General features: G+C 66.8%; 16 protein-coding genes and 1 pseudogene. 12 read left to right on the plus strand and 5 right to left on the minus strand.

All coding sequences use genetic code 11. The annotated features are described in order from the left end of the window. A pseudogene (locus tag ACWELQ_RS05435) lies at nt 1–465 on the plus strand (hypothetical protein); the annotation flags it as partial. 69 nt (nt 466–534) lie between these two features. Here ACWELQ_RS05435 and ACWELQ_RS05440 read toward each other — a convergent pair. The 4 genes from ACWELQ_RS05440 to ACWELQ_RS05455 all read right to left on the minus strand — a co-directional run bounded on the left by ACWELQ_RS05440 (nt 535) and on the right by ACWELQ_RS05455 (nt 6,106). Continuing rightward, nucleotides 535–2,823: a hypothetical protein gene (locus ACWELQ_RS05440; protein ID WP_452395810.1), complete on the minus strand. Its 2,289-nt coding sequence runs from the start codon at nt 2,821–2,823 to the stop codon at nt 535–537. A gap of 125 nt (nt 2,824–2,948) precedes the next feature. Beyond that, the gene (locus ACWELQ_RS05445) at nt 2,949–4,568 is read right to left on the minus strand and encodes a type VII secretion target (RefSeq protein WP_452395811.1); all 1,620 of its coding nucleotides are present in this window, start codon (nt 4,566–4,568) and stop codon (nt 2,949–2,951) included. Between the two features lie 34 nt (nt 4,569–4,602). Continuing rightward, nucleotides 4,603–4,992, minus strand: a complete 390-nt coding sequence (locus ACWELQ_RS05450; protein ID WP_452395812.1) for a YbaB/EbfC family nucleoid-associated protein — start codon at nt 4,990–4,992, stop codon at nt 4,603–4,605. 139 nt (nt 4,993–5,131) lie between these two features. Continuing rightward, on the minus strand, nt 5,132–6,106 hold the full coding sequence (locus tag ACWELQ_RS05455) for a hypothetical protein (protein WP_452395813.1): 975 nt from the start codon (nt 6,104–6,106) through the stop codon (nt 5,132–5,134). A 200-nt stretch (nt 6,107–6,306) separates the two neighbouring features. Between ACWELQ_RS05455 and ACWELQ_RS05460 the strand changes: the two genes are divergently transcribed. The 4 genes from ACWELQ_RS05460 (at nt 6,307) to ACWELQ_RS05475 (ending at nt 10,038) form a co-directional block, all read left to right on the plus strand. Next, nucleotides 6,307–7,218 carry a C40 family peptidase gene (locus ACWELQ_RS05460; protein ID WP_452395814.1) on the plus strand — a complete coding sequence of 304 codons (912 nt, stop codon included), beginning with the start codon at nt 6,307–6,309 and terminating at the stop codon, nt 7,216–7,218. A 27-nt stretch (nt 7,219–7,245) separates the two neighbouring features. Continuing rightward, nucleotides 7,246–8,928: a WXG100-like domain-containing protein gene (locus ACWELQ_RS05465; RefSeq protein WP_452395815.1), complete on the plus strand. Its 1,683-nt coding sequence runs from the start codon at nt 7,246–7,248 to the stop codon at nt 8,926–8,928. Nucleotides 8,929–9,093: 165 nt separating this feature from the next. Continuing rightward, nucleotides 9,094–9,801, plus strand: a complete 708-nt coding sequence (locus ACWELQ_RS05470; RefSeq protein WP_452395816.1) for an ADP-ribosyltransferase — start codon at nt 9,094–9,096, stop codon at nt 9,799–9,801. A 15-nt stretch (nt 9,802–9,816) separates the two neighbouring features. Next, nucleotides 9,817–10,038, plus strand: a complete 222-nt coding sequence (locus tag ACWELQ_RS05475) for a hypothetical protein (RefSeq protein ID WP_452395817.1) — start codon at nt 9,817–9,819, stop codon at nt 10,036–10,038. A 33-nt stretch (nt 10,039–10,071) separates the two neighbouring features. Here ACWELQ_RS05475 and ACWELQ_RS05480 read toward each other — a convergent pair whose 3' ends face one another. Continuing rightward, a complete protein-coding gene (locus tag ACWELQ_RS05480) occupies nt 10,072–11,067 on the minus strand; it encodes a GlxA family transcriptional regulator (protein WP_452395818.1) in 996 nt (331 codons plus the stop codon). Between the two features lie 308 nt (nt 11,068–11,375). Between ACWELQ_RS05480 and ACWELQ_RS05485 the strand changes: the two genes are divergently transcribed. The 7 genes from ACWELQ_RS05485 (at nt 11,376) to ACWELQ_RS05515 (ending at nt 22,199) form a co-directional block, all read left to right on the plus strand. Beyond that, nucleotides 11,376–11,789 (plus strand): hypothetical protein, encoded by a 414-nt coding sequence (locus tag ACWELQ_RS05485; RefSeq protein ID WP_452395819.1) that lies wholly within the window; start codon nt 11,376–11,378, stop codon nt 11,787–11,789. Between the two features lie 339 nt (nt 11,790–12,128). Continuing rightward, nucleotides 12,129–13,889, plus strand: a complete 1,761-nt coding sequence (gene eccA / locus ACWELQ_RS05490; RefSeq protein ID WP_452395820.1) for a type VII secretion AAA-ATPase EccA — start codon at nt 12,129–12,131, stop codon at nt 13,887–13,889. A 57-nt stretch (nt 13,890–13,946) separates the two neighbouring features. Next, nucleotides 13,947–15,500, plus strand: a complete 1,554-nt coding sequence (gene eccB / locus ACWELQ_RS05495) for a type VII secretion protein EccB (RefSeq protein ID WP_452395821.1) — start codon at nt 13,947–13,949, stop codon at nt 15,498–15,500. Then, nucleotides 15,497–19,492, plus strand: a complete 3,996-nt coding sequence (gene eccCa, locus ACWELQ_RS05500; RefSeq protein WP_452395822.1) for a type VII secretion protein EccCa — start codon at nt 15,497–15,499, stop codon at nt 19,490–19,492. The genes eccB and eccCa overlap by 4 nt, the downstream gene beginning before the upstream one ends. Nucleotides 19,493–19,611: 119 nt before the next feature. Further along, nucleotides 19,612–19,938, plus strand: a complete 327-nt coding sequence (locus ACWELQ_RS05505; RefSeq protein ID WP_452395823.1) for a hypothetical protein — start codon at nt 19,612–19,614, stop codon at nt 19,936–19,938. Nucleotides 19,939–19,983: 45 nt separating this feature from the next. After that, nucleotides 19,984–21,375: a PPE family protein gene (locus ACWELQ_RS05510; protein WP_452395824.1), complete on the plus strand. Its 1,392-nt coding sequence runs from the start codon at nt 19,984–19,986 to the stop codon at nt 21,373–21,375. Next, nucleotides 21,372–22,199, plus strand: coding sequence for an ESX secretion-associated protein EspG (locus ACWELQ_RS05515; protein ID WP_452395825.1), 828 nt, complete (start codon nt 21,372–21,374; stop codon nt 22,197–22,199). The genes ACWELQ_RS05510 and ACWELQ_RS05515 overlap by 4 nt, the downstream gene beginning before the upstream one ends. The last annotated feature ends 15 nt before the right edge of the window (nt 22,200–22,214 follow it).

Genomic DNA, 22,214 nt, shown 5'->3' on the forward strand with positions numbered 1-22,214 from the left:
CCGGCGCCACCGCAGGCGGTCGCCGGTCGGGCGCTGCGCGAACGGATCCTGGAGGCGGTCCGGGCGGGGCAGCCGGTGCCCCGGCAGCTCTGGGACGATCTACGCGACGCCGACGACCTGCTGGCCGCGAGCATGCTGTCGCGGCGCGTCGACGCGGGTCGCGGCGTCCTCGGCGGGCTACGGGTCGCCGATGACGCGGAGATCCTGCGCGCCATGGTCGTCGAGCGTCGCTGCACCGAACTGGCGCTGCTGCTGGCCGAGGAACCGACCCGACAGACCCTGCGCGACAGTCTCTACGCCTGCGAGCAGATCCTGAACCACCCGCTCTTCCCGCAAGCCCCGGTCACCGCGGCAGCAGTTCAGCCGCCCACAACGGCTCCGCGCCGGACTGCCACGTTCCCTGGTCCCGCCCGCCCGGCGGTCGCCGCACCGGCGGATCAGCTGCCGCACCCGGGATCCCCGTGAATCACGGCCTCCCCCGGCCGGGTCGGACCCGCGTGGCCCCGGACTCTGCCGGGGCCACGGAAACCGTTGTCAGGCCTGCCGTTTCGGGACGTTGGGCGCGATCGGCGGCGGCTCGGGGGCGGTAATGGGTTTGGGGGGATTCGCTGGGGCCTGCGGCTGTTGCTGCTCATTCGAGGTCAGGTCCGCACCGCTGGGGTGGTAGAAACCCTGGTACACGCCGAATGCGGCCTTGCGGGCCTCCGGCGGAACGCTCTCATCGACGACCGGCGGGTCGTGGCGTTCGAACCCCGGATCGTCCAGCGGGAACGGGACGAGATGGCCATTGACGACGATGTAGGGGGTGTGGCCGTCGAAGACCAGCAGCGCTGTCCGATTCGACCACTGCACCACGTCACCGGTTTGCAAACGGTCGATCTCGTTGTCGGGGATCGCAACCCACGGGCTGCCCGGTGTGGACTGGCCGGGGGTACCGGTATAGGCGGCCCGCGCGTCGCAACCGTTCGGGTTGCTCATCTCCTTCATCACCGCGTCGTGCACAACGGGGGTAACACTCGGAGGAGAGGTCAATCCTGGGATCGGCAGGTCCACATTCTTCTTCTCGCCGTTGGCCGGCGGCGGGGTATCGGGCTTGGCGGTGACCGGCGCCGGGGAATTCGGGTCTGCCGCGGCGGCCGGGGTCCCAGGGTTGGCCGCCGGTTGCGGTTGCTGATTTACGGCCGGCTGGACCCTCGTGCCGTGATCCCGGTCCCGGTCGTATCGGTAGCGGCCGTCGTCGTTGTGGCCCTGATTCTGGGCCATATTCGACAGCAAATTCGCCATCATGATGCCCTCCATCGGGCTCGACGAGTTCTGCATCGGTGCGGTCATGCCACCACCACCGGTGTTCGGCGCGCCCGGACCGGTCGCCACCGCACGTCGGTTCGCCGCATCGCTCCGCGTGCCGCCGACATCGGTGTTCATGCCAGAGGATCTACCGGCGGCGGCTTTGCCGTCCGTGGGCTTGGCACCGGGGGAACCTGCCGCCGGAGTGGTCTTGTTCGAGGCGGGCGTAACCGCAGTCGGTTGGCCAGTGGGTCCCAGCAGATCCTTGTACTGGGCGCTGAAATCTGTGGGCTTCGCAGTGGGCTTAGCGGGTGCGCCGGCGGGTGCGCCCGTCCCGCCTCCGCCGCCCGCGCCTCCGCCTCCGCCTTTGCCGTCGTCGCCTCCGCCTTTGCCTTTACCGTCATCGCCTCCGCCTCCGCCTCCGCCTCCGCTTTTGCCTTTGCTGTCGTCGCCGCCTTTGCCCCCGCCCCCGCCGCCGTCGGCACCGTCTTTTGCCTTTTTAGCCATATCTTCGATGTCCTTGCGAGCCTTCTCGTAGGCGTCGTGCCATTCGTGGGCCGCGGCGATGATAAGGGGGGCGAAAATTTTCTGCTCTGCTGCCCCGGTTAAGTAGAACAGCCCATACTTCTTTCTATCATTCTGATCGGTATTTCTTTCATAGACGACCATATCCGGCGTCTTCAACTGGTCGCCATCTTGCGTGACGTTTTCTGGCTCGCTATCCCTCAGCTTACTGTTGAGATTGTCGTAGATGGTGATGAGAGCCTTGTAAGTTTCCAGCGAGGCGACACCTGTATCGGAGGTGGTGTTTACGATATCCTTATGATCATTTTCATACTTGTTATGCCGGTCCGTGAATCGCTTATTCAGATCAATGGCGCCGTCTCGCATCTGCGACCAGCCATCTATGGACGAGATCCCGTCGTCGTCGAGCAAATTCGAAAAATCCGGCTCCCCATCCGGCTTTTTCGCTGCCAGGGTCTTCAGCTGGGTTCTCATGGTCCACTCGGTATCCCAGATCAGCTGCTCCAGCGTATCGCTACGACCCTTTGGTCGATATATCCGAATTTTTGATTCAAACTTACCCTCCGTCTCGGGTAATGGCTGTCTGTCAAAAGAAGGATCTCCCTCGAATCTCTTCTTGGACGCGATGTAATCCTTCAGGTCTCCGCTCGATAGGGCGTCGAGTAAGAGCTTGTACTTCTTCCTTTCTGTGTCACTGAGCTGCTTCGCGTCGTCGACGAGGTGTTTCAGCATGCTGTCGTGCGGGCTCAAGCCCCAGTTGAAGAAGCCTTCCTGGTCCCCTGTGTAGGTGTAATCAAGATCGGGGAATATTTTCTTGAATTCCTCTGTGTTGAGATCGAATAGTCCTTTGAGTGCTTTTCTCTCCTGTGCTTCGGTGAATCCGGCTTCAGGCGAAAGGTTCCAAAACGCGTCATTTGGGGAGTAGTCGGACCTCAAACCATCGAGCAAATCATTGACTTTTTTTCCGTCCACCTCGACTTTTGGTTCGACCGTTTTCGGCTTGATTGCCATCACCGCTCCTCAATTCACCTGGATACTCTGCCCGATGCCTACTGAACTACGATCTCGATGGCGGCCGACCACATGCTGGTCATGCGAATCGCCCCGACACCAAAGGTCCCCGATGTCGGCCCGTCTCAGAAGATGTCTGCGAGCGGGGAATCGACGAGATGGTCGTAGGCGTAGAGCGCGTCGCGCAATGTCTGTCGGTCTGGCTCGCCGACCGTGAGCATGCGCAACTCGTCGATTCGGTGCTCGAAGAACGGGTCACGCGCCAAGTGTCGGGCCAGGAGCAGCGCTTTGCGCATCAGTTCGGCGCACACGGCGCGAATGTTCGCGTCCGGCACAGTGATCGCGCGCTCTCGCGCAGTGTCCGAACCGGTCAGCGCGAGCCGGTCTACCAATCCGGGGCTCGGCGCACTGAAGTCGACCTGTGCCTCGGCGGCGGTCACCCGATGGGCCACGGCGACATTCTTGCCGAGGGCAGCGCGGATGCCGTCCGAGACGTCCATGGACGAGGCCAGGGTGGTGATCCGGAATCCCCTGCGGGGGTGGACGATCGAAGCGAAGTCGGTGAGCATCGCTGCGGGGTCGGCGCCATCGGACAAGGTCGCGAGGGACTTGGGGGACTGCTCGTCGGGGGCGGCATCCCAGTGCCACGGGATGATGATCCCCGACGGCAGGAACAGTCCCGGGGGCAGCCAACCGCGGCCCTCGGTGGAAGTCAGCAGCACGCCGGTACCGACGCCGATCGTCGCCACTGCCGCCGCCCATTCCAAACCAGGCACCGAATCATCCACGGCGGCAAGGGTTGCCGCGAGCACGGTACGCACGAGCCATAGCTCGTCGAAAGGCTGTCGATCGGGCACCGGCGAGACCGATGTCCTCCCGTCGCCGGTCACCGGAAGCGACGGTGCGGGGGCACTCGTTCGCACTGGTTCGGGCGACCGGGTGAATGGGCCCACGGGCCCACGGCCGGGGCCCACCGCCTGCGGTGCGGACACTCCCGGCCTGTCGCCGCCGCGTGTCGCCGCGGGCGTTCGCCCGTCGGCAGACACTGGTGTACCGACCATCGGCGGTGTGCCGATCCGCGTCGGGGGAGCGGTATTGCTCGCGGGGGCGATCGGCGCGGCCGACGACATCTGCGCGAGACCATAGGTCTGTGGTATCGCCGCATCGGCGGATGGCGGCATCGAGGCACCGCGTGGCAGCAATGTCTCGGAGCCCTCGCCACTCGGGACGGACGCGGGCGGGATAGCCGTCGTCGTCCAGGGGACCTGTGTGGAAGTGGCCGGGATCTGCCCGGGTGCAGCGGGGATCTGCGTGACTGCGGTCGGGATCTGTCCGGGAGTGGTCGAGAACGGCATGGGGCCCGCGCTGGGCGCGGTGGGCACCGGCGCGTTGGGTGCCGTGGTCGGTGGGCTCGCGACCGGTTCGCTCCCGCCGCGGCCGCCCTCTCCCAGGAGGCGTTGCTGCCCCTCACGATCGCGGTCCTCGAGGTCCGCTGCCGCCCTGAGTAATTGATCATGGGTTCGGTCGTGGTCGGCGGCCAGGCGCTCGGCCTTGTCGTGGCGGGCGTTGTAGTGGTCCACCAGGGCCAAGCGCACCGGCTCGGCGATGGCACCGTAGGCGCGCTCGAAATCGGCCAGCCAGTCCTCGGGGATCTGTCCCCAGATGCGGAGCTTCGCGGCGGCTACCCTGTGCTCCTCGGCGACCCTGCGCAGATCGGCCGGGTCCACCACCAGATGATCGGGCATGCTCGGTTGGTTCCTCCCGCGACTCAGCTTCGGTTCATTCTTCCGACTTCCCAGCGATGGGGGTCCGCCAGTCCGGCTCGGTACCGGGCTGCCACCTGCGCATGACCTCCTCGAACGGGGGAGGTCGCCAGCTTGGGTCGTTCATCGTGCGGTGGTATTGCCGTTGAGCATCCAGGGTGCTGTCGGTGATGGCCGCCATGATCTCAGCGACGAGCTGCTCGCTGTCGAATCGGTCACTGGTGCCCGGCGCCAGATACAGATCACGCAACTGGCCGTACGCGTCCACCTCAGGGATCACCATGCCGCTGGGCGAAGGGCGACGCGCGACGATCGCGTCGCCGCGTTCCTGCATCTCGGCGATGCGGTGCTTCAGTTCGCGCATCATGGAGAGTCCGAGACGGACTTTGGGGTGCATCTCCGACATCGATTCTCACCCTTCAGTTCTTCTGGATATACCTGTGCCACAGGTGAATACGCTCGTGCTACACGATGCGTCACGAGCCGCGTCCTTACCCGGGTTGGGAAGGGTGGTGTGCGGACTCCGGCGCGGTCGCCGCCGTCGATCAGGCGGATACGGGCTTGCGTGCCGGAACATCCTTGGGCGCATTGGGATTCGCCGGGGCGGACGGAGCCGGAGGCTCCTTGGGATCGGCGGTGACGTTCGGTGGCTGCCCGGAACCCTGCGGCTGGAGACCCTGCGCGGCGGGATCGACGGCCGGAGCGGGATGGTTGTTCGCGCCCTTTTGCTCCTTGTCGGCCTTCTCCTTGTCGGCCCTGTCCTTCTCGGAGCTCAGCACCTTTGACAGCTCAGATATCCCCATCATCGCCGCCATAGGCAGCATGCTCAGCATCGATCCCAGGCTGCCGAGCCCGCCGCCACCGCCACCCGCACCGCCCGCCTCGCCACCGCCGGCCCCCTGGCCCTGCTGATCCTGTCCGTTCCGTCCGCGGTCGGCCACCCCGGTGTCGCCCTCGCCGCCTCCTGCCATCCGCTGGTTGTCCTCGGCGACGTTGGCCACTTTCTCGTACACGGCCTGCAATGCCTCGGCGACCTGCTGTGTGAGGGTGATCGCCTGGTCTCGGGACACCTCGGCGGTCCCGACGGCGTGCAGCCGTTGATTGAGTTCGTCGACGATCGACCGGATCGCTGTGAGCGTGAGCTCCTTCTCGGCGGCCACGACAGCGGAGACTTCGAAGACTTGGTCGTCCATGGTGAGCAGGGCACTCTGCCGGGCTTCCGCGGTCGCGAGGGTGCTGCGGTACGCGTCGGTAGCCCGGCCCTGGCCCAGCCCGGCGGGCACCACCTTGGTCGGCGGATCGTCGGGCTGCGGTGGCGGCTCGGTCATTCCATGGCCGAGAAACCGGACCGCTGTCTGGATCGCGTCGTCCACCATGGCGATGAAGGCCGTCAATGCCGGCCCGGCCTGCGGCGGGGAGAACAGGTGCGGCACCTTCCAATGGTCGTCGCCGACATCGCCTTTGCCGCTCGGCGGCGGTTCTCCGGGCGCGATCCGGGTGGTCGCCGCTTCCGCCTTCATTGCCGCCGGCACCGCCTCCCTGTTGACTGCCGTCCATTGTCGGACGTTCCCACTCGTGGGACGAAGCGCCCGGCCGCGGCTCAGGCATAGTCGAGGACCAGCGCTGTCGATTCGATACGGCTCGAGAACACCCAGGCATGAGTGGAGCCGGACGGGGACAGCGGCACGGGGGGCCGGTGAAGCAGAAGGCGGGTGTGTGAATGGCGACGGTTTCGACCCATGATCTCCACGGTGTGCTCGAATCGCTGCTCGGCTTGTACGGTGCGGGACAACCCGATCCGGTGCGGTCCGCGACCTTGACCGGAGCCACCCGGGTGGAGGGATTCTCGGGAGCGCTGGGCGCCGGATACGACGGCGCGCGCGGAATGCAGCTATCGATCGCCGACACACACGCCAGCAAGGACGGCGTGGTGTACCAAGCGGTCGACACCTCCGGCGGCACCACGGCCGACGGCCGCAGCCGGCTGACGAATCAGATCGCCGACTTCCAGTCCAGGATCAAGGCGATCAGCACGATAGACGACACCCGCTTCAGCGGGCCGGCCCTGCTCGACGCCGCCCAGAACGCCATCACCACGGCCACCAAACAAGTCGACTCGGACAATGCCGCGGCACGCAGACTCGCCACTCGGATCATTCCTCCGACCGTGCCGCCGCACCCCGCCCGGCGGACGATGCGGCCGCGCCTGCGCGGGCGCAAACGACATCGTGCCCGCGTGTCCCTGGATGCCAGCGCCGGCAGCAATGCGGTCCGCGCCGCCGCCGACTGGCTGGGCACCCCCTACATCTGGGGCGGCGGCGGTGCGGGCGGCCCCACCGGCGGCGGATTCGACTGCTCCGGACTGGTCCAGTACGCCGTGGCCCAGGCGTCGGGCGGGGAGGTGGTGCTGCCCCGCACCACCTACGAACAGATATATTCCGGAATCCGGGTGCCGCTCAACGAAGTTCGCCCCGGCGACCTGGTCTTCCCCGCGTCGTCATTCGGCCACCACGGCCCCGAACACGTTCAGCTGGCGGCGGGCAACGGCATGGTCATCGAGGCGCCGCACTCGGGCGCGACGGTCATGTGGTCCCGCATGCCGCCGAACGCGGTGGTCATCCGCGTGCTCTGATCGCTTCGACGATCGCGGACTCCGGTCGTGCCCATCGAGATACCCCACGAAGTCGCGCTGCTGCTGAACTACGCAGGCGTGCCCTACCCGGACATCGACGAGGATCAGATCCGCGAACTCGCCACGCACGTCTTGCGTTTCGTGGCGCGGGTGCGCGACACCCACGACGCGGCGACCGACGCCATCAACGACATGGGTGCGGTGTACTCGGGCTACTCCTACGAGCAGCTGCTCACGGCCTGGGCGCGGACCAGCGTCACCCACATGAACGCGCTCGACCAAGGTTGCAAGGTGGTGGCAGCCGCCTTGAACGTCGCCGCCGACGTGATCGCCGCGGCGAAGGTCGCCGTACTGGCGGAGTTGACGGCGCTCGCGATCTCCTACGTCGCCGCGATGAGCGCGACGGTCGCCACCGCCGGACTGTCGGCCGCTATCGCCCAGACCTGCGCGGCGGCGGCCCGCAAGCTGATCTCGGTACTCGGGATGGCGATCGTCGACTATCTGTTCTCCGAGGTGATCGGCAAGGCCCTCGAACCACTGGAGCACACGATCGAGAATATGACCAACGGTGCGCTGCACGATGTCGCGGCCGATTTGCTCGCCCCGCCGTCCTCCTCCGCGGCACTCCCGCTGATGATCGATCCGGACGCCGTGCTGCGCTACGCGGACCTGCTCGACCAGTACGGCGACGACATCCGACAGCACGCGGCCGACTTCGCCGAACAGGTGGGCGGTCTGAACTTCACGACCGGCACCGCACCCGACCCGGGAATCGCCACTACGCCGACCTTCCCCAGCGGGAACCACACCGCCCCAACGCCTCGCGTCCTCGGAACCGCGAACCCGGCCACGTTGTCGGCCGGCCCGATGTGGCTTGCCGCCCATCCGCTCGACCTCCCCCCGGTACAACCCGCGGCTGGCCCGGTCTCGGCTTCGGAAACCACCCCGGTGCCTTCGGTCCTCAGCTCCACCGTCGCGTCGACACCCCGATCGGAGATCTCACCCGCACCCGGCGACCGGGCGAGCACACGCGAACTGGGCCAACCCGCTGGCCATGGATCAGCGGCCGACGCTCAGCCTCCAGGACTGTCATACCTCGGTCCCGGCAGCGCTGCGGTCACCGGCCCTCCGAGCTCCGACGCACCGACCGCGCCGCGCTCGACCGCCGCCGCCCCATGGGGCAGGAGGGCATTCGATTCCCCCGAACTCGGACCGTCCACCGCGGCGGCACCCACGGACCGCCCAGTCCACCACGGCCCCGAACCAGCGGCTCCGGCCAACGGCAACTCGAGTCCGCCGGAAGCCCGTGCCCCCCTGCTCGGAAGCCAACCCTCGGTCGCGGAACCGCCTGTCGTGCAGCAGAATCCGACGATCAGCGACCCGCCTGGGGCTCTGCCCGCCGCCCCCGGATCGGTCAGGGCTGTCGGTCGCCGCGACCCGTGGGCGCGACAGGGCGGACGGGTCAACCCGCGAATCACGCCGAACCCAACCGAACGGGAGGTGACAGTCGTGACGCCCTGGTCGGAACTGCCCGGTCGCGGTGACAGACGCACCCGAGTCTCGCCACCGCCCAAACCATCCCGCCACCGCCCAGTCGACGCCAGCACCGAGGATGCGCCCGCCGAGGCAAACCCCAGCGGAGGTCGCGGCGTCGCGGCAGTCCCATCCGACGCTGGATCCGACCGTCACGCGGCAAGTCAGCAGAAGTAGACCGAATTGGACAAGGTCTCCTCGTCGGCCACGCAATACCGCTTTCCCTACTACCGCGCCTCGCAGCGCTCTTCCCGCCACTGGGGATTGCCCCGATTGCACTAGCCACGTTGGTCGGCTTTCGTATCCCTTGGCGGGGTAGGGAATTTCGAGCCGAGAAGAGTCATGGAAGATCCTTTAAAAGTAGTACTGAAGGATGTGATCGCAAGACTCAAAGGCACGGCCGATCATCCTGGCTTTTTGCACGCAAGCGAAGCGCTCGCGAAGCAAATCGATGACCTCGGTGGATCGGCCTCGCATCTGGCAAAGTCCCTTACCGAGGGTGACTCTCTATTCGCGAAACAGATTTTGGAGCACGGTGCAAACAATGTCGCGGAAACCCCCTCGCAGCTGGCGAAAATGTTGGGGATATGGCGTCGCAATGACCCGCTTACCTGGGCCGAGCGCCGAGAGTTGAGGAAATACACTGGCGCCGGATACTATGACCTGAACGTTGCGCTTCGAAATGGCTACGTGACACCTCAACACCAAATACGAATCGATACCATCAACAGCGCGCTCGCCAAACTCCCGAATTACGAAGGAGTAGTGTATCGCGGCGCACTGCTAGACAATGAGGTGTTGGCACGCTACCAGCTTGGGGTGGTGGTTACCGAGAAAGCATTCACCAGCACTTCCGCCAATGAGTCTCAGGCGTTCCTTGGAAACGCGAGATTTAACATCTTTTCAAGGTATGGACGTTCGGTGGTGAAGTACTCATCTAGTCCTTGGGAACGTGAGGTATTATTCTTCTCAGGATCGAAATTTCTAGTGGTCCGCAGATTGGAAGATCTCGGTACAGAAAAAGTAGAACTTGATATGATAAATCTCTAGCAGAATGGATATTCGATGAGCGAGCACCTGGCAGGTAAAACGTTCTCCACACCAGAGGAGGCCGGTGTTACCCTCCCGGATCCAGATGTAATTGCTGAAGCTCTGCGCGCAATCGACGAGGCCAAGCAGCTTCGCGACTCTGTCCCATCGGATCAACGGGCACTGATGTCCCCGAAGTTCTCGGATGATCCTTCTGGCACGGAGTTCGCCAGACCGGACGGGCACGACGAGGACTGAAGAACATCGTTTCAGGGTCCCGGTGCACTCATGTCACTGGTGGGAAGCAGTTCCGTCCCAATACCCCGAGGCGGAGCGGACTTCGGTGATGGTTTGGCCGCGGCGTCGGCGGAACAGGGTGCGCAGGGTGCCCGGGTTCAGATAGCCCACTTTCCGTGCGATCGTCTCCACGGTCATAGCGGTGTCCTGCAAGAACACCGTCGCTCGTTCGAGGCGGATTTCGTTGACGAACTCCCGCGGCGACATACCCAGTTCGGCGTGTGTTGCTCGCTGCAGACTTCGGGGCGTCACGCCCAGTGCGGCAGCGGCATCGGTGATCTGGAACTGTTCGCTTAGGTGATCGCGCACCCAGCGTTCGAAGTCGGCGATCAACGAGTCGCCGCGCGCGAGGACCTCCGAGATGGCGAGTTGACGCTGGTTGCGGCGGTCGCCGGCCAGCAGATAGCGGGCTGCGGTCTGGGCCAGCTCCGGGCTGCGCTCGGCCACCAAGGACAGCGCCAGATCCAGGTGCGCGAGCGTGGCTCCGGCGGTGGTGACCCGATCGGTGACGCACAGGGTATCGGAGTCGTGCACGTCGATCCTCGGATAACGTCGCCGGAACACCGGTCCCAGCCACCAACTGGTGGTCGCCGCGATCCCGTCCAGCACGCCAGCCTCGGCCAGATAGAACGTGCCCGTGCAGGCGGCGGCTAGATGGGCCCCTGCGGCGAAACTCTCCGAGATATGGTGCAGAAGAACAGTGTTGGCGGGATCGGTGACCTCTCGAACGAGCGCGCCGGTATCGAGGGCCGACGTGGCCGGAACGATCAGCATGTCGGCGGCGGTGGTGAACTCGGTCAGCGGCACCGAGGGCACCAAACACCCGTTTCCGGAGCGAACACCAGCCTCGGCTGCAATCGTTTGAACCCGCCACGGGCTGATGGCGGAATTCGACTCGCGGAGAAGGCTATTGGCGATACCGAAGACTCCCAGCACGGACGCCAAGCCGAGATCGCCGACGCCGTCGACCACCAACACTGCAACATCCATGTCGCAAACGGTACTAGATATGTCGTTTCAGACACTCCAAGGCGAAAAAGATGTGATTTAGGCTGCATTGCGCGTTCACCAGGAAGTCTCTCGAGTGTGCGCGCACGCCACCATCGGGTGGGTGCTCCGATGCCGGACCGGCTCCGGTCGAACTCGGGTGACGTCCCGGAGAAAGACCAGCAAGCATGCGCATCTTCGCTAGTCGTTGCCGCACTTTCGAATACACGGTGATAGAGCCGACCCCGTGCGCTGTCGGCCTGGACCCCGCAGCGGTCGGTACGGTGCGCCGATTCTCCGACTGTCTGGCGGTGTCGATAGCGTTGGAGCCCGGCGACGGCGCGCTCGGATCGTCCGCGGTGAAGATCATCCGCCGTCTCGTCCTCCACGGCGGCGCGGCCCGGGTGGTACTCGACGGCTATCTGCGGCCCCCGGTGCCGGATGAACGAGCTCAACGCACCGATCTGCTGGGTGATCTGGCCGACGGGCTGGACGTGCTGGCGGAGATCGCCGGAGGTCTGCTCGACAGCGGCGAGCAGACCCATCTGATGCCGTTCGGGTGGCTTGTCAGGGCTGCTGCCGACCTGGTGGACGGCCACAGCGACCGCACGGTGCATTTGCGCGCCAGCGGTGGTCGCGGTGGCGACGTCATCGCGAGCTTGGACACGCTCGAGGTGGGGGCGAAGCGGATGCCGCGATTTCGGCGGCATTGGCTGTCCGCGTGATTCCTGCACTGGGCTGCCGGTGATGTCCCACGTCACCGGCAGCCCGCCGGCGCTCGCCTGGAGGGGTTGGTCAGACGGGCCGGCCCTGCGGTTGCGGTCGGCCGCTGACTGCGATTGGCCGCGCCGCGATCGGTTGCGCGACGATGAGGGAGTCGCTAACCGATCATGTGTGCCGTTGTGCAACGGCTCATTAAATGATGACCTATTTTTGTGGGCGGCGCATTCGTGGTCATCCCCAAAGCTGGGAACGACCACGATCCCTTCCCGTCGATGGGAAGCCCAGTGGCCGACGCCGTGACTAGCCTCGTGCAGACGAGATCGGCGGAAGGATAATCCGAGGTGTCAGCGGCCGAGGACGCGTTCTATACAGGAGTTCAGAGCCTCGGGTTGGTGGCCGGGGGAGTGCGCAATGATCAGCACGCACTAGCGGCTTTCCGAGCGGCCACCGATCTGGACCCGGACATGTGTGATGCTTGGCTCGGCCGCGCGATGGCCGGTGAGATCACCTCCGAAGTCCTCTACGGCGCCTACCGCTCGGTCCACAACCTCTACCGGGACCAGCAGCGGGCGGGTCTGGCCGATCAATCCCTGTGGTGTCAGGTCGAGGTCGGGATGTACGGCCTGCGCATCGCAATGTCCGACCGCGACCAGATCGCCATCGCGCAGGCATGCCAGTACGGCGCCGGAGGGGAGTGGGCCGAGGCGGTCGCCATCCTCGACCGGATCCCGCGTGACGATGTCGCCGAATTCGTGCGCATGACGCTGTATTTCCGCACCTCGCGCTGGAACGACGTGCTGGAATCACGCAACGCCAACCCGGCGCTCGACGACGGATTGCTCGATATCGCCGCCGAACTCATGACCGCTCAAGCCTTGACCCACCTCGGCCGCCTCGGCGAGGCCCTGCCCCGGGCACAGCGCGTCGTCGAGGACAGCTCCTCGGGCAGCCTGTCCTATATCTGGGCGGACGCGCACTTCCTGCTCGGCATGATCCTTCGCCACGAGGGCGATCACGAGGCCGCGGACCGACTGCTCAAGGGGTTGCAAGGTTCGGCGCTGTGGCCCGACCGACCCGCTTGGCAGCGAGCCGTCGCCGACAAGACCTATCGGCTCGAAATCACCAGCGTCGATACCATCGCCACCCGGACCGACCGGTGGGACCCGAAGTCCGGTGACGACCCGACCGAGATCGCGGCCTCGGCCGCGCGCTCGGAACGCGAATCCCTGCTGGCCGAGGCCTCGGAGTTGCTGCGAGCACAGATCGGCATGGATTCGGTGAAGGAACAGGTCGACCGGCTCAAATCCGGTGTGCTCATGGATCAGGTGCGCGCGCAACGCGGCTTGGCCGTCGACTCGCGGTCGCATCACCTGATCTTCTCCGGCCCTCCCGGTACCGGGAAGACCACCATCGCCCGGGTCATCGCCAAGATCTTCGCCGGACTCGGCGTCGTCGAGAACTCCGACGTCATCGAGGTGTCCCGCAACGACATGGTCGGCACCCACCTCGGGCACACCGCACCCAAGACCAACGCCCTGATCGATTCCGCGCTCGGCGGAGTGCTGTTCATCGACGAGGCGTACACCCTCATCCAGGAGGGACTCTCCGGCGGCGACGCCTTCGGCAAGGAAGCGGTCGACACGCTGCTGGCGCGAATGGAGAACGACCGCGACAAACTCGTGGTGATCATCGCGGGCTACGAGGATCAGATCGATCGCTTCCTGACCTCCAATGAGGGCCTGGCGTCGCGCTTCACCAAGCGCATCCGATTCGCCAGCTACGAGGCCGATGAACTGGTGCGCATCGCGGACCACATTGCGCATAAAAAGGACTCGATTCTGTCTGGTCGCGCCCGGGACGTCCTGCGCGAGCGCTGCGAGCACATGGCGGGCCCGGCCCACAACGGCCGCCGCCTGATCGATCTGGCCGGTAACGGCAGATTCGTCCGCAATGTCGTGGAAGCCGCCGAGGCTGAACGCGACTACCGCTTCACCCGCGAACTCGCCGATGTCGCCACCATGACAGACGAGCAACTCATGACCATTTCGGAGTCCGATATCGCCGTGGCGCTGGAAAGTCTGGCACCGGCCGCGCAGCGGTGACGCGGGCGACAGGGTCCGGCACCGAGCCGAAACGGCTCGACTCCGAAAGGTTCGACAATGGCTCGCTTCCGCGTGGTGACCAAATATCAGATCTCGGGTTGGCGCTTTCTGTTGCGGCGCATCGAGCACGCACTCGTGCGGCGCGATGCGTCCATGATCGACGATCCGCAACGTGGCAGGTCGACTGCCCTGTCCATCGGCCTCGCGCTGACCTGCCTGCTCATCGCGGGTTCCGCCGTGCTCGCGTTCTTCAAGCCCGCCAAGCAGATCGGCGAGGCGCACATCATCGCGGACAAGGACAGCGGCGCGTTGTTCGTTCATTTGGACGGACGCCTGTACCCGGCGCTGAACCTGACCTCCGCGCGGCTGCTCGCGGGCGCGGCGGAGAACCCGGTCCCAGTCTCCCGCGAGGAACTGGCCCGATACCCGCGAGGCCCGCTCGTGGGTATCCCCGGTGCACCGGGCGTGATCGCGGCGACCGGGGTCCAGGACTCGCACTGGGCGGTGTGCGACACCACCCACCTCGGGGCCGCCGCGCCGGTCGACCAGAACACGGGGCTGCCGACGACCGGCCGATCCGCGGTGCGCACGGTGGCGATCGGCACCGCCCTCAGCGTCGACGGCGACGCGATTCGCCCGCTGGGCCAGGATGAGGCCCGATTGCTGAGGGCGGGATCGACGACCTGGTTGGTGTACGACGACATCGGGCACGGAATCGTGCGCGCCGCTATCGATCTCGGTGACTCCGCGGTCACCCTTGCCTTGGGGATCGACGCGACCGCCCCGGTGATCCCGGTCTCCCGCGGCCTGATCGAGGCGATCGAGGAGGCACCGCCGCTCAAGGTGCCCGAGATTCCGGGCGCCGGGCAGCCGGTCGCACTCTCATCCGGACTGACGGTGCCGGTCGGGTCCGTGCTGACAGTACCCGCGGTCGAGCGGCCCGCCACCCACTACCTGTTGTCCCAATCCGGAATCGTGCAGGTCAGCGCTGTGCTATCGGCCATGATCCGGAATGCCGATTCACATGGATCGGTATCGGCCAGGACGGTCGGGCCCGATGTGATCGCGGCCAATCTGCGCTCGGGATCCTGGCCGGGCACGGCCGCCTTCCCCACGGAACCGGTCCACATACTGGATCCGGAGCGCTTCGCGGTCACCTGCTTTGACTGGTCGCGCGGGGCCGGTGAACCCACCGCGACCATCGGCCTGCTGGTGGGCCGCCAGCTGCCGTTGACCGCGGAGGAACAGAATCGGACCGTCCCCCTGGTCACCGCGCTCGGGTCGGGAGGCTCGACCGCGGATGCCGCCTACCTGGCCCGCGACACCGGCCGATTCGTCCGGGTGACCGGATCCGATCCCGCGTCGCCGCTGCGCGAGGCACTGTTCTGGATCTCCGACAGCGGGGTGCGTTACGGCGTGGACGCCCACCTGGATACCGCAAGAGATCCCACGCTCGCCGCCCTCGGCCTGCGCGCCCCGGTGCTCGCCCCGTGGAGCGTCGTCTCGCTCTTCGCAGTGGGCCCGACGCTGTCGCAGCAGGACGCCCGCATCCAGCACGACGGTCTCGCCGCCGACAAGCGGGCACTGCCTCTGCCGGGAGGACAACCGTGACCATAACTCGCCGATTCGTGCGCCCCGCGCGCATGGCGCGCGGACCCAAGGCCCCGGCCGTGACCGAACTGCGCCTGCAACCACCCACCGAATTGCCGAAACCGGTGCCGCCCTCGCGCATTCGGATGATCATGCCGGTGGTCATGATGGCGGGCATGGCCGGGATGATGGTCATGATGTTCCGCGGCTCGGGGTCCTTCTCGCCGACCTCCCTCTTTTTCCCGATGATGATGCTCGTGTCGAGCCTCGGCATGGTGGGAGCCGGTGGCGGCCAGAACTCCGGCCCGGCCTCGCTCAACGAGGAACGCAAGGACTATCTGCGCAGCCTCGCCGACCACCGCCGATCCGTGCTCGCCTCCGAAGACGAGCTGCACACCTACCTGCACTACATCCACCCAGGACCGGCCGGGATCGGCCGCCTGATCGGTGGCCCCCGGATGTGGGAGGTGCAGGTCGCCAGTCCACAGTTCCTCCGGGTGCGTGTCGGGCGCGGCCGGATCGCCAACCAGGTGCGGGTCATCGTGCCCGAGGCCGCGCCGCTGGCGGACCTCGACCCAGTGGGCGTGGTCGAGGTGACGCGCTTCGCCAAGGCATACTCGACTGTCGCCGGTATGCCGGTCGCGATCAATCTGCTGTCAGCGCCGGAGGTGTGCTTCGACGGCGATCCCGCAGCGATGGCCGCGCTCCTGCGAGCCTTGGTCGCCGAGGCCGTCGTCCTGCACGGCCCGGATCAGTTGGGAGTCGCTGCGGTGCTGCCGGACCCGGACGCACCCGAATGGGCGTGGCTGAAATGGCTGCCGCACACCCAGCACGCCACCGACACCGACGCGATCGGCCCCGGCCGGATGATCTACCGCACCGCCGGGGAGCTGCGCACCAAACTACTGGCCGGACTCAACCGCGGGCCGTTCTCGGCCAACAGCCAGCCGTCGCTGGAGCGCAAGCACTTTCTGCTGATCGCCGCGGTCGGCGGCGCGGCCAATGAACGGGAGATCTCCGGCATCGACGGCTGCACCTGGCTGCGCCTGGCACCCACCGAACAACCGTTGCCGCGCGCGCTGCGATTCACCGTGGAAGCGAATCGAGCGCTGTTCGAGCTGACAACCCGCGGACGACGGCGAGTGGGTGAGGCCGACGCCATGTCCGTCGCCGCGATCGGCGCGCTCGCCCGCAGTGTGTCGCCCTACCGGTTGTCGACGGTGGTCGAGGCGGTCACCGCCGAGCAGACCAGCACCTCCTGGGAAGACATGGTCGGTATACCCGACCCCGGCAACCTGCGGGTCGCCCGGCACTGGGCCCCGCGGCGCGATGCCGACCGAGCACGGCTGAACATCCCCTTCGGCCATGACCCGATGGGCGCGGTGGTACACCTCGACATCAAGGAGTCCGCCGAGGACGGCATGGGCCCGCACGGCATGTGCATCGGTGCCACCGGTTCGGGAAAGTCCGAATTCCTGCGCACGCTCGTCCTTTCCGCAGTGGCCACCCACTCGCCGGACGTGCTGAACCTGCTGCTGGTCGACTTCAAGGGCGGTGCGACCTTCCTGGGCTTCGACCGGCTCTCGCATGTGACTGCCGTGGTGACGAACATGGAGGAGGAAGCCGACCTGGTCACCCGTATGGAGGATGTGATCAACGGCGAAATGGCCCGGCGGCAGCGCATCCTGCGAGACGCGGGCAACTTCGCCAGCGTCGCCGACTATGAGCACGCCCGCGAGCAGGGCGCGCGGCTCGATCCGATGCCTACGCTGCTGATCGTGCTCGACGAGTTCGCCGAACTGCTGGAACAGCACCCCAACTTCGCCAAGCTGTTCGTGGCCATCGGACGTCTGGGCCGGTCGCTGCGCATCCACCTGCTGCTGGCCTCGCAGAAGGTGCCCGCCACCCGCATGGGTGAGCTCGAGGCCCACCTGTCCTACCGGATCGCCCTGCGCACCAACCAAACCAGCGATTCACGCGATGCAATCGGCACCGCCGACGCCTACCACCTGCCCAAGAAGCCCGGCGCTGGCTATCTGCGGGTGGGCGCGGGCGATCTGCAGCGCTTCCAGGCCGCCTACGTCGGCACCCGTTACACCACGCCGATTCAGCTCAGCGCCGGCCATTCGCGCCGGACGCGGCGCGCGGCGGGCGGTTATTGCCCGCCGCAGCCCTTCACCGCCGCGCCGATCCTGGAACGGCTGCCGGTCGAACCGGACCCCGCGCCGGCTCCGGCTCCGGCGACGCCCGAGGGAGAGCCGGTCACGGTGATGGAGACCGTGCTGGCGCAGCTGGCTGGTCATGGCCGCCAGGCGCACCGAATGTGGTTGCCGCCGTTGAATGTTCCCCCGACGCTGGACGGGCTTGTCCCCGCCGTGACCGCGGGTGAGCTGTGCCTGCCGTGGGCGATCATCGATAAACCGCGCCAGCAACGTCAGGACGTGTGGTCGGTGGATCTGTCCGGCGCGGGCGGGCACGTCGCCGTCGTGGGTGGCCCGCAGTCGGGCAAATCGACTGCCCTGCAATCGTTGATCCTGTCCGCGGCCTTGACCCATACGCCCGAGCAAACCCAGTTCTACTGCCTGGATTTCTCCGGCGGACTAACGGGCCTGCGGGCACTGCCGCATGTAGGCTCGGTCGCCTCGGCGCGCGAGAACGACCGGGTGCGAAGGACATTCGCGCTCATCACCGGCGTGCTGTCCGCCCGCCAGACGCTGTTCGCCGAGCTCGGCATCGACAGCATGCGTGAGTTCCGTCGCCGCCGCGCCGTGCCCGAGGAGTCGGCGCTGCTGAGCGCGCACGGCGACCGGCACGGCGATGTGTTCCTGGTGATCGACGGCTGGGACATCGGTTTCTCTCTCAGCGGCCCGTATTACGACGAGTACCAGTCGGTCGTCGAATCCCTGGTGCTGCAGGGCCTCAACTACGGCATCCACCTGGTGATCAGCAGCTCCCGCTGGGCCGCGATCCGCCCCGCGGTCAAGGATCTGGTGCAGACTCGGCTCGAGATGCGCCTGGGCGACCTCACCGACACGGTCTTCAGCGCGCACCGGCACACCGTGGCCGCCATTCCGGCCAATCGGCCGGGCCGCTGTCTGTCCACCGACGCGCTGCACATGCTCACCGCACTGCCGCGCATCGACGGAGTCGGCGACGGCGAGTCCGCCGCCGCGGGGCTGGCCGCCGCCATCGAGACCCTGATCCAGCGGTATCCGGGCCAGCGGGCACCGGAGGTGCGGCTGCTGCCCACTCGGATCACCCTCGACGAGGTCACCGCCGGTCGGCCGCTCCCGGCCACCGCTGCCGAGCGTCTGGTGGTGCCGTTCGGTGTTCGCGAATCCGATCTCGGGCCCGCCGCCATCGATTTCGGTGTGTCGAGCCACCTGATCGTGCTCGGTTCCTCGGGCTGCGGGAAGTCGACCGTGGTCGGCGCGCTGCTGGAGTCGATCGGGGCTCGGTTCACCCCGGAACAGGCCCGCGTCCTGCTGATCGACTACCGCCGTCGGCACCTGGACGCGATTCCGGGCGAACTGCTCGTCGGATATCTCACCAGCGAACGAGATCTCCTCGACAACCTGCCGACTTTCGCGGAGACGATGCGCGGCCGCCGCGCACCCGACAACGTGACATCCCAGCAACTCAAGGAGCGCTCGTGGTGGAGCGGGCCGGAGATTTTCGTCGTCATCGACGACTATCACATGGTCGCCCAACGCGGACAGCTCAATCCGCTCGAGCCGCTCAAGGACATCATTGTCGACAGCCGCGACACGGGATTGCATGTCATCGCCGCCCGCAGTATCGCCCAGGCTGATATGGCGTTGTACGACAACGTCCTGGGACAAATGAAGAATCTGAATTCTTCCGGCCTCATCATGGACGGCTCGCGGCTGGACGGCACGCTCATCGGGGACGTGAAAGCCACGAAACAGCCGGTGGGCCGGGGCATTCTGGTCGAGCCGCTGTATTCGCGCCGCGGTCTGGTGCAGGCCGCGGTCCCAACCGAGCGGGAATGAATGTGAATTCCTTCGGGCACGGACCGAAATGCGCTGCGTACTCCCAGCTTTGGGAATGAAATAGCGTGGGCGCTGTATCGCTCGGTTCGAGCAGGAATTCAGTCGTTAGGAGACGACCCATGCATCTCACAGTCTCTCCCGAGGAACTCCCGGCCATCGGCGCACCGTTGGGCGCGCGTTTCGCGGCCGCCGCCGGGTTCTTCGGCGCGGCTCATGCTGCTACCGCGCTCCCGTCGGTGGCCGCCAAGGTGCTGCCCATGGATTCCGCGAACCAATTCGTCTGGGACACACTGGGTTCTTTCGGTCATTCCTTTTTCAGGGAGAACGATGTTGCCATGGCGCACGGCGTCGCCGGTACGGCGGTTCTCACCCCCATTGCCGCCGACTACGAACTCAGCGATCAGGCGGGCGCGACCGGGATCAGAGCACAGGGCCTGAGCGTCTGACCGAGTTTCCAGGGTTTTCACAGCGACATACCGCCGGAGGACACCATGCCTTCTCTCCCGTTCGACTTCGGCGCATGCCCACCGGAATGGCACGCCGCGCGCCTCTTCGCGTCTCCGGGACCCGGTCCGCTGAAAGGTGTGGCCGCCACCTACACCGCGGTGGCCCATGAACTCGCCGCGACCGCGTTGGCCGCCGACGGTTCCATGAAAACCATGGCCGTAAACTACATCTCGCCGGCATCGGACCGGGTGCAGCAGGCCTTCGGCGACCACGCCAGGTGGATGCAGATCCAGGCCGCGAAGGCCGCCGACGCCGCCGCGCTCATCGCCGCGGTCGCCGAAGCCTGCGACGTCGCATTCACGGCGATGGCCATCATCGTGGAGGCCGCGGCGACCGTGCATCTCAACAGATTCGTGCTGGGGGCCACGAATGCGTTGGGGCAGAACACCGCCGCGCTGGCGGCCAATGAAGCGACTTATGCGGCGTTGACCTGCGCTGCGGCAGAGGTGATGTACGCCTATGCCGGATTTGCGGTCTCGACGCTCAGCGCGCTCCCGCAACCCTCCCCGGCACCCCCGATCGTCGCCCTCGGCGCGCCCGGTGTGGCCCCGGCCCCGATGGCCATGTCGGCCTTCGGGGGCGGCGCGCACCACGGCGGGTCCACCCGTGCTGGTGCCTCGCCGATGCCGTCGGACGCGTCCGGAGCCGGGCCCACCGGATCCGGTGGCAACCCGTCGTCGCCGGAAACCTCCCCCGGCGCACCCGCGAGCGGCGGCACTGGCCAATCGGGCCCCGCTCCGGGTCCCGGGTCGTCGGGGCCGGTCGGCGGATCCGAACCAGCCCCACCCCAGTCGCTCTCGCAGCTGCCGCAGGCCCTGTCCCCAACCGGGCCGCCGAGCGGCGATCTCGGGGCGAACGGCGCCGACCCGGCCGCCGATACAGCGGGAATCGCCGAGCAGTCCGGGTTTTACGGCACCTCGCCGGAGTCGCCGACCTTGGCGGGATTGAACGGCGGCGCCGGGAGCGCGGTCACGCTCACGATGCTGCGCGGCGGACTCGGCGCCATGCCGGGCACGGCCACCGGATTCCGGATGCCGGCCAACTGGAACCCCTCCACGACACAGGCATTCGGTGCGGCTACCCGGAATTCTCCAGCCACGCAACCACCCCCGTCGCGCCCGGCTCCCAAGGGTGCCAGCGCTCCCGAGTCGCTGTCGCGTCGTCGTCGGCGGGACGAGGCGGAGCACCGCACCGGCAAGGTCTTCACGCCCGGCGAGGAACACGACATTCCCATGCTGGAACAGGCGCTCACGATCGGTGTCATCGAATCCGGTGATCATGACGACGACCCGGAGTCGGCCGCGGAACAACTGCTGGCCGTGGGTGTCCTCGACACCGTCGCGCCGGAACTGCATGTGCTCTCCGAGGCGCGGTGAACGACGATCCGGTCGCCGTCGACCTGAACGTCGATGCCGCCCTCGTGCTGGCGACCATGGTCGGCATCGACGCCTACCCGCCGGTGCTGGCCCTGATGCCGAACATCTACCGGCTCGACGACCGCGACCGGGTGCACGCGGTCGTAGCCGCCCAGCTCGAGGAGGCGGGCGTCTTGGACGGCGGCCACGTGCACCCGGTAGTCCAGCACTGGCTGCGCTGCCTGTCGCGCCCGGACGTCGAACTCGTCGTTCGTATCGTGGAGCCCGGGCCTGATCCGAAGCACGGAAAGATGTTGCGGCTGACGCTGGTTCGCCGCGGCGACACCCATGTGCTGGCCGTGCGCTGCGACGACCACGTCACGGTGCAGCAGGTCTTCACCGAGGGCGACCGAATCGAGCATCTCACCGCGGCCTTGCTGTCCGCGCTGGGACCGGCCGACGTACCGGTCTTCGAACCGTTCACCGCCACCGCCGAGCAGCTCGCCACCGTCCCGGCAGAGCCCGGCGACCGCCGCCGAGCTCTGCTCGAACTGGCTGCCTCGCCCCAGACGGCCAGCCTGCTCACGCGCGCGATGGACGAGGTGATCCGGCGGGCCGAGGTACTCATGACCGAGCACCGCGACGGTGTCATCGCCGTACCCGATCTGTGCGTGAGCGTGCTCGACACCTCTGGCGGGCGCATCGCCGCGCTGCCGGCCAGAGCATTGGACGGACAGCTTCGAACCACCTTTCTCCCCGGCGACGAGACCGCTCTGCACGCCGGAATCCGGGCGCTGGTCGACCTGCTGCCCGGGGCCAGCTGGCACGCCCCGAGCCGAAGCTGACGAACTCACAGGGAC

This window comes from Nocardia sp. NPDC004722 (assembly GCF_053601505.1).

Bases quoted from the DNA above. Each gene is read 5' to 3' on its own strand.
- ACWELQ_RS05480 (WP_452395818.1), bottom strand. From the start codon at position 11,067: ATGGATGTTGCAGTGTTGGTGGTCGACGGCGTCGGCGATCTCGGCTTG.
- ACWELQ_RS05455 (WP_452395813.1), bottom strand. From the start codon at position 6,106: ATGAAGGCGGAAGCGGCGACCACCCGGATCGCGCCCGGAGAACCGCCG.
- ACWELQ_RS05510 (WP_452395824.1), top strand. From the start codon at position 19,984: ATGCCTTCTCTCCCGTTCGACTTCGGCGCATGCCCACCGGAATGGCAC.
- ACWELQ_RS05440 (WP_452395810.1), bottom strand. From the start codon at position 2,823: ATGGCAATCAAGCCGAAAACGGTCGAACCAAAAGTCGAGGTGGACGGA.
- ACWELQ_RS05475 (WP_452395817.1), top strand. From the start codon at position 9,817: ATGAGCGAGCACCTGGCAGGTAAAACGTTCTCCACACCAGAGGAGGCC.
- ACWELQ_RS05450 (WP_452395812.1), bottom strand. From the start codon at position 4,992: ATGTCGGAGATGCACCCCAAAGTCCGTCTCGGACTCTCCATGATGCGC.
- ACWELQ_RS05505 (WP_452395823.1), top strand. From the start codon at position 19,612: ATGCATCTCACAGTCTCTCCCGAGGAACTCCCGGCCATCGGCGCACCG.
- ACWELQ_RS05445 (WP_452395811.1), bottom strand. From the start codon at position 4,568: ATGCCCGATCATCTGGTGGTGGACCCGGCCGATCTGCGCAGGGTCGCC.
- eccB (WP_452395821.1), top strand. From the start codon at position 13,947: ATGGCTCGCTTCCGCGTGGTGACCAAATATCAGATCTCGGGTTGGCGC.
- ACWELQ_RS05470 (WP_452395816.1), top strand. From the start codon at position 9,094: ATGGAAGATCCTTTAAAAGTAGTACTGAAGGATGTGATCGCAAGACTC.
- ACWELQ_RS05460 (WP_452395814.1), top strand. From the start codon at position 6,307: ATGGCGACGGTTTCGACCCATGATCTCCACGGTGTGCTCGAATCGCTG.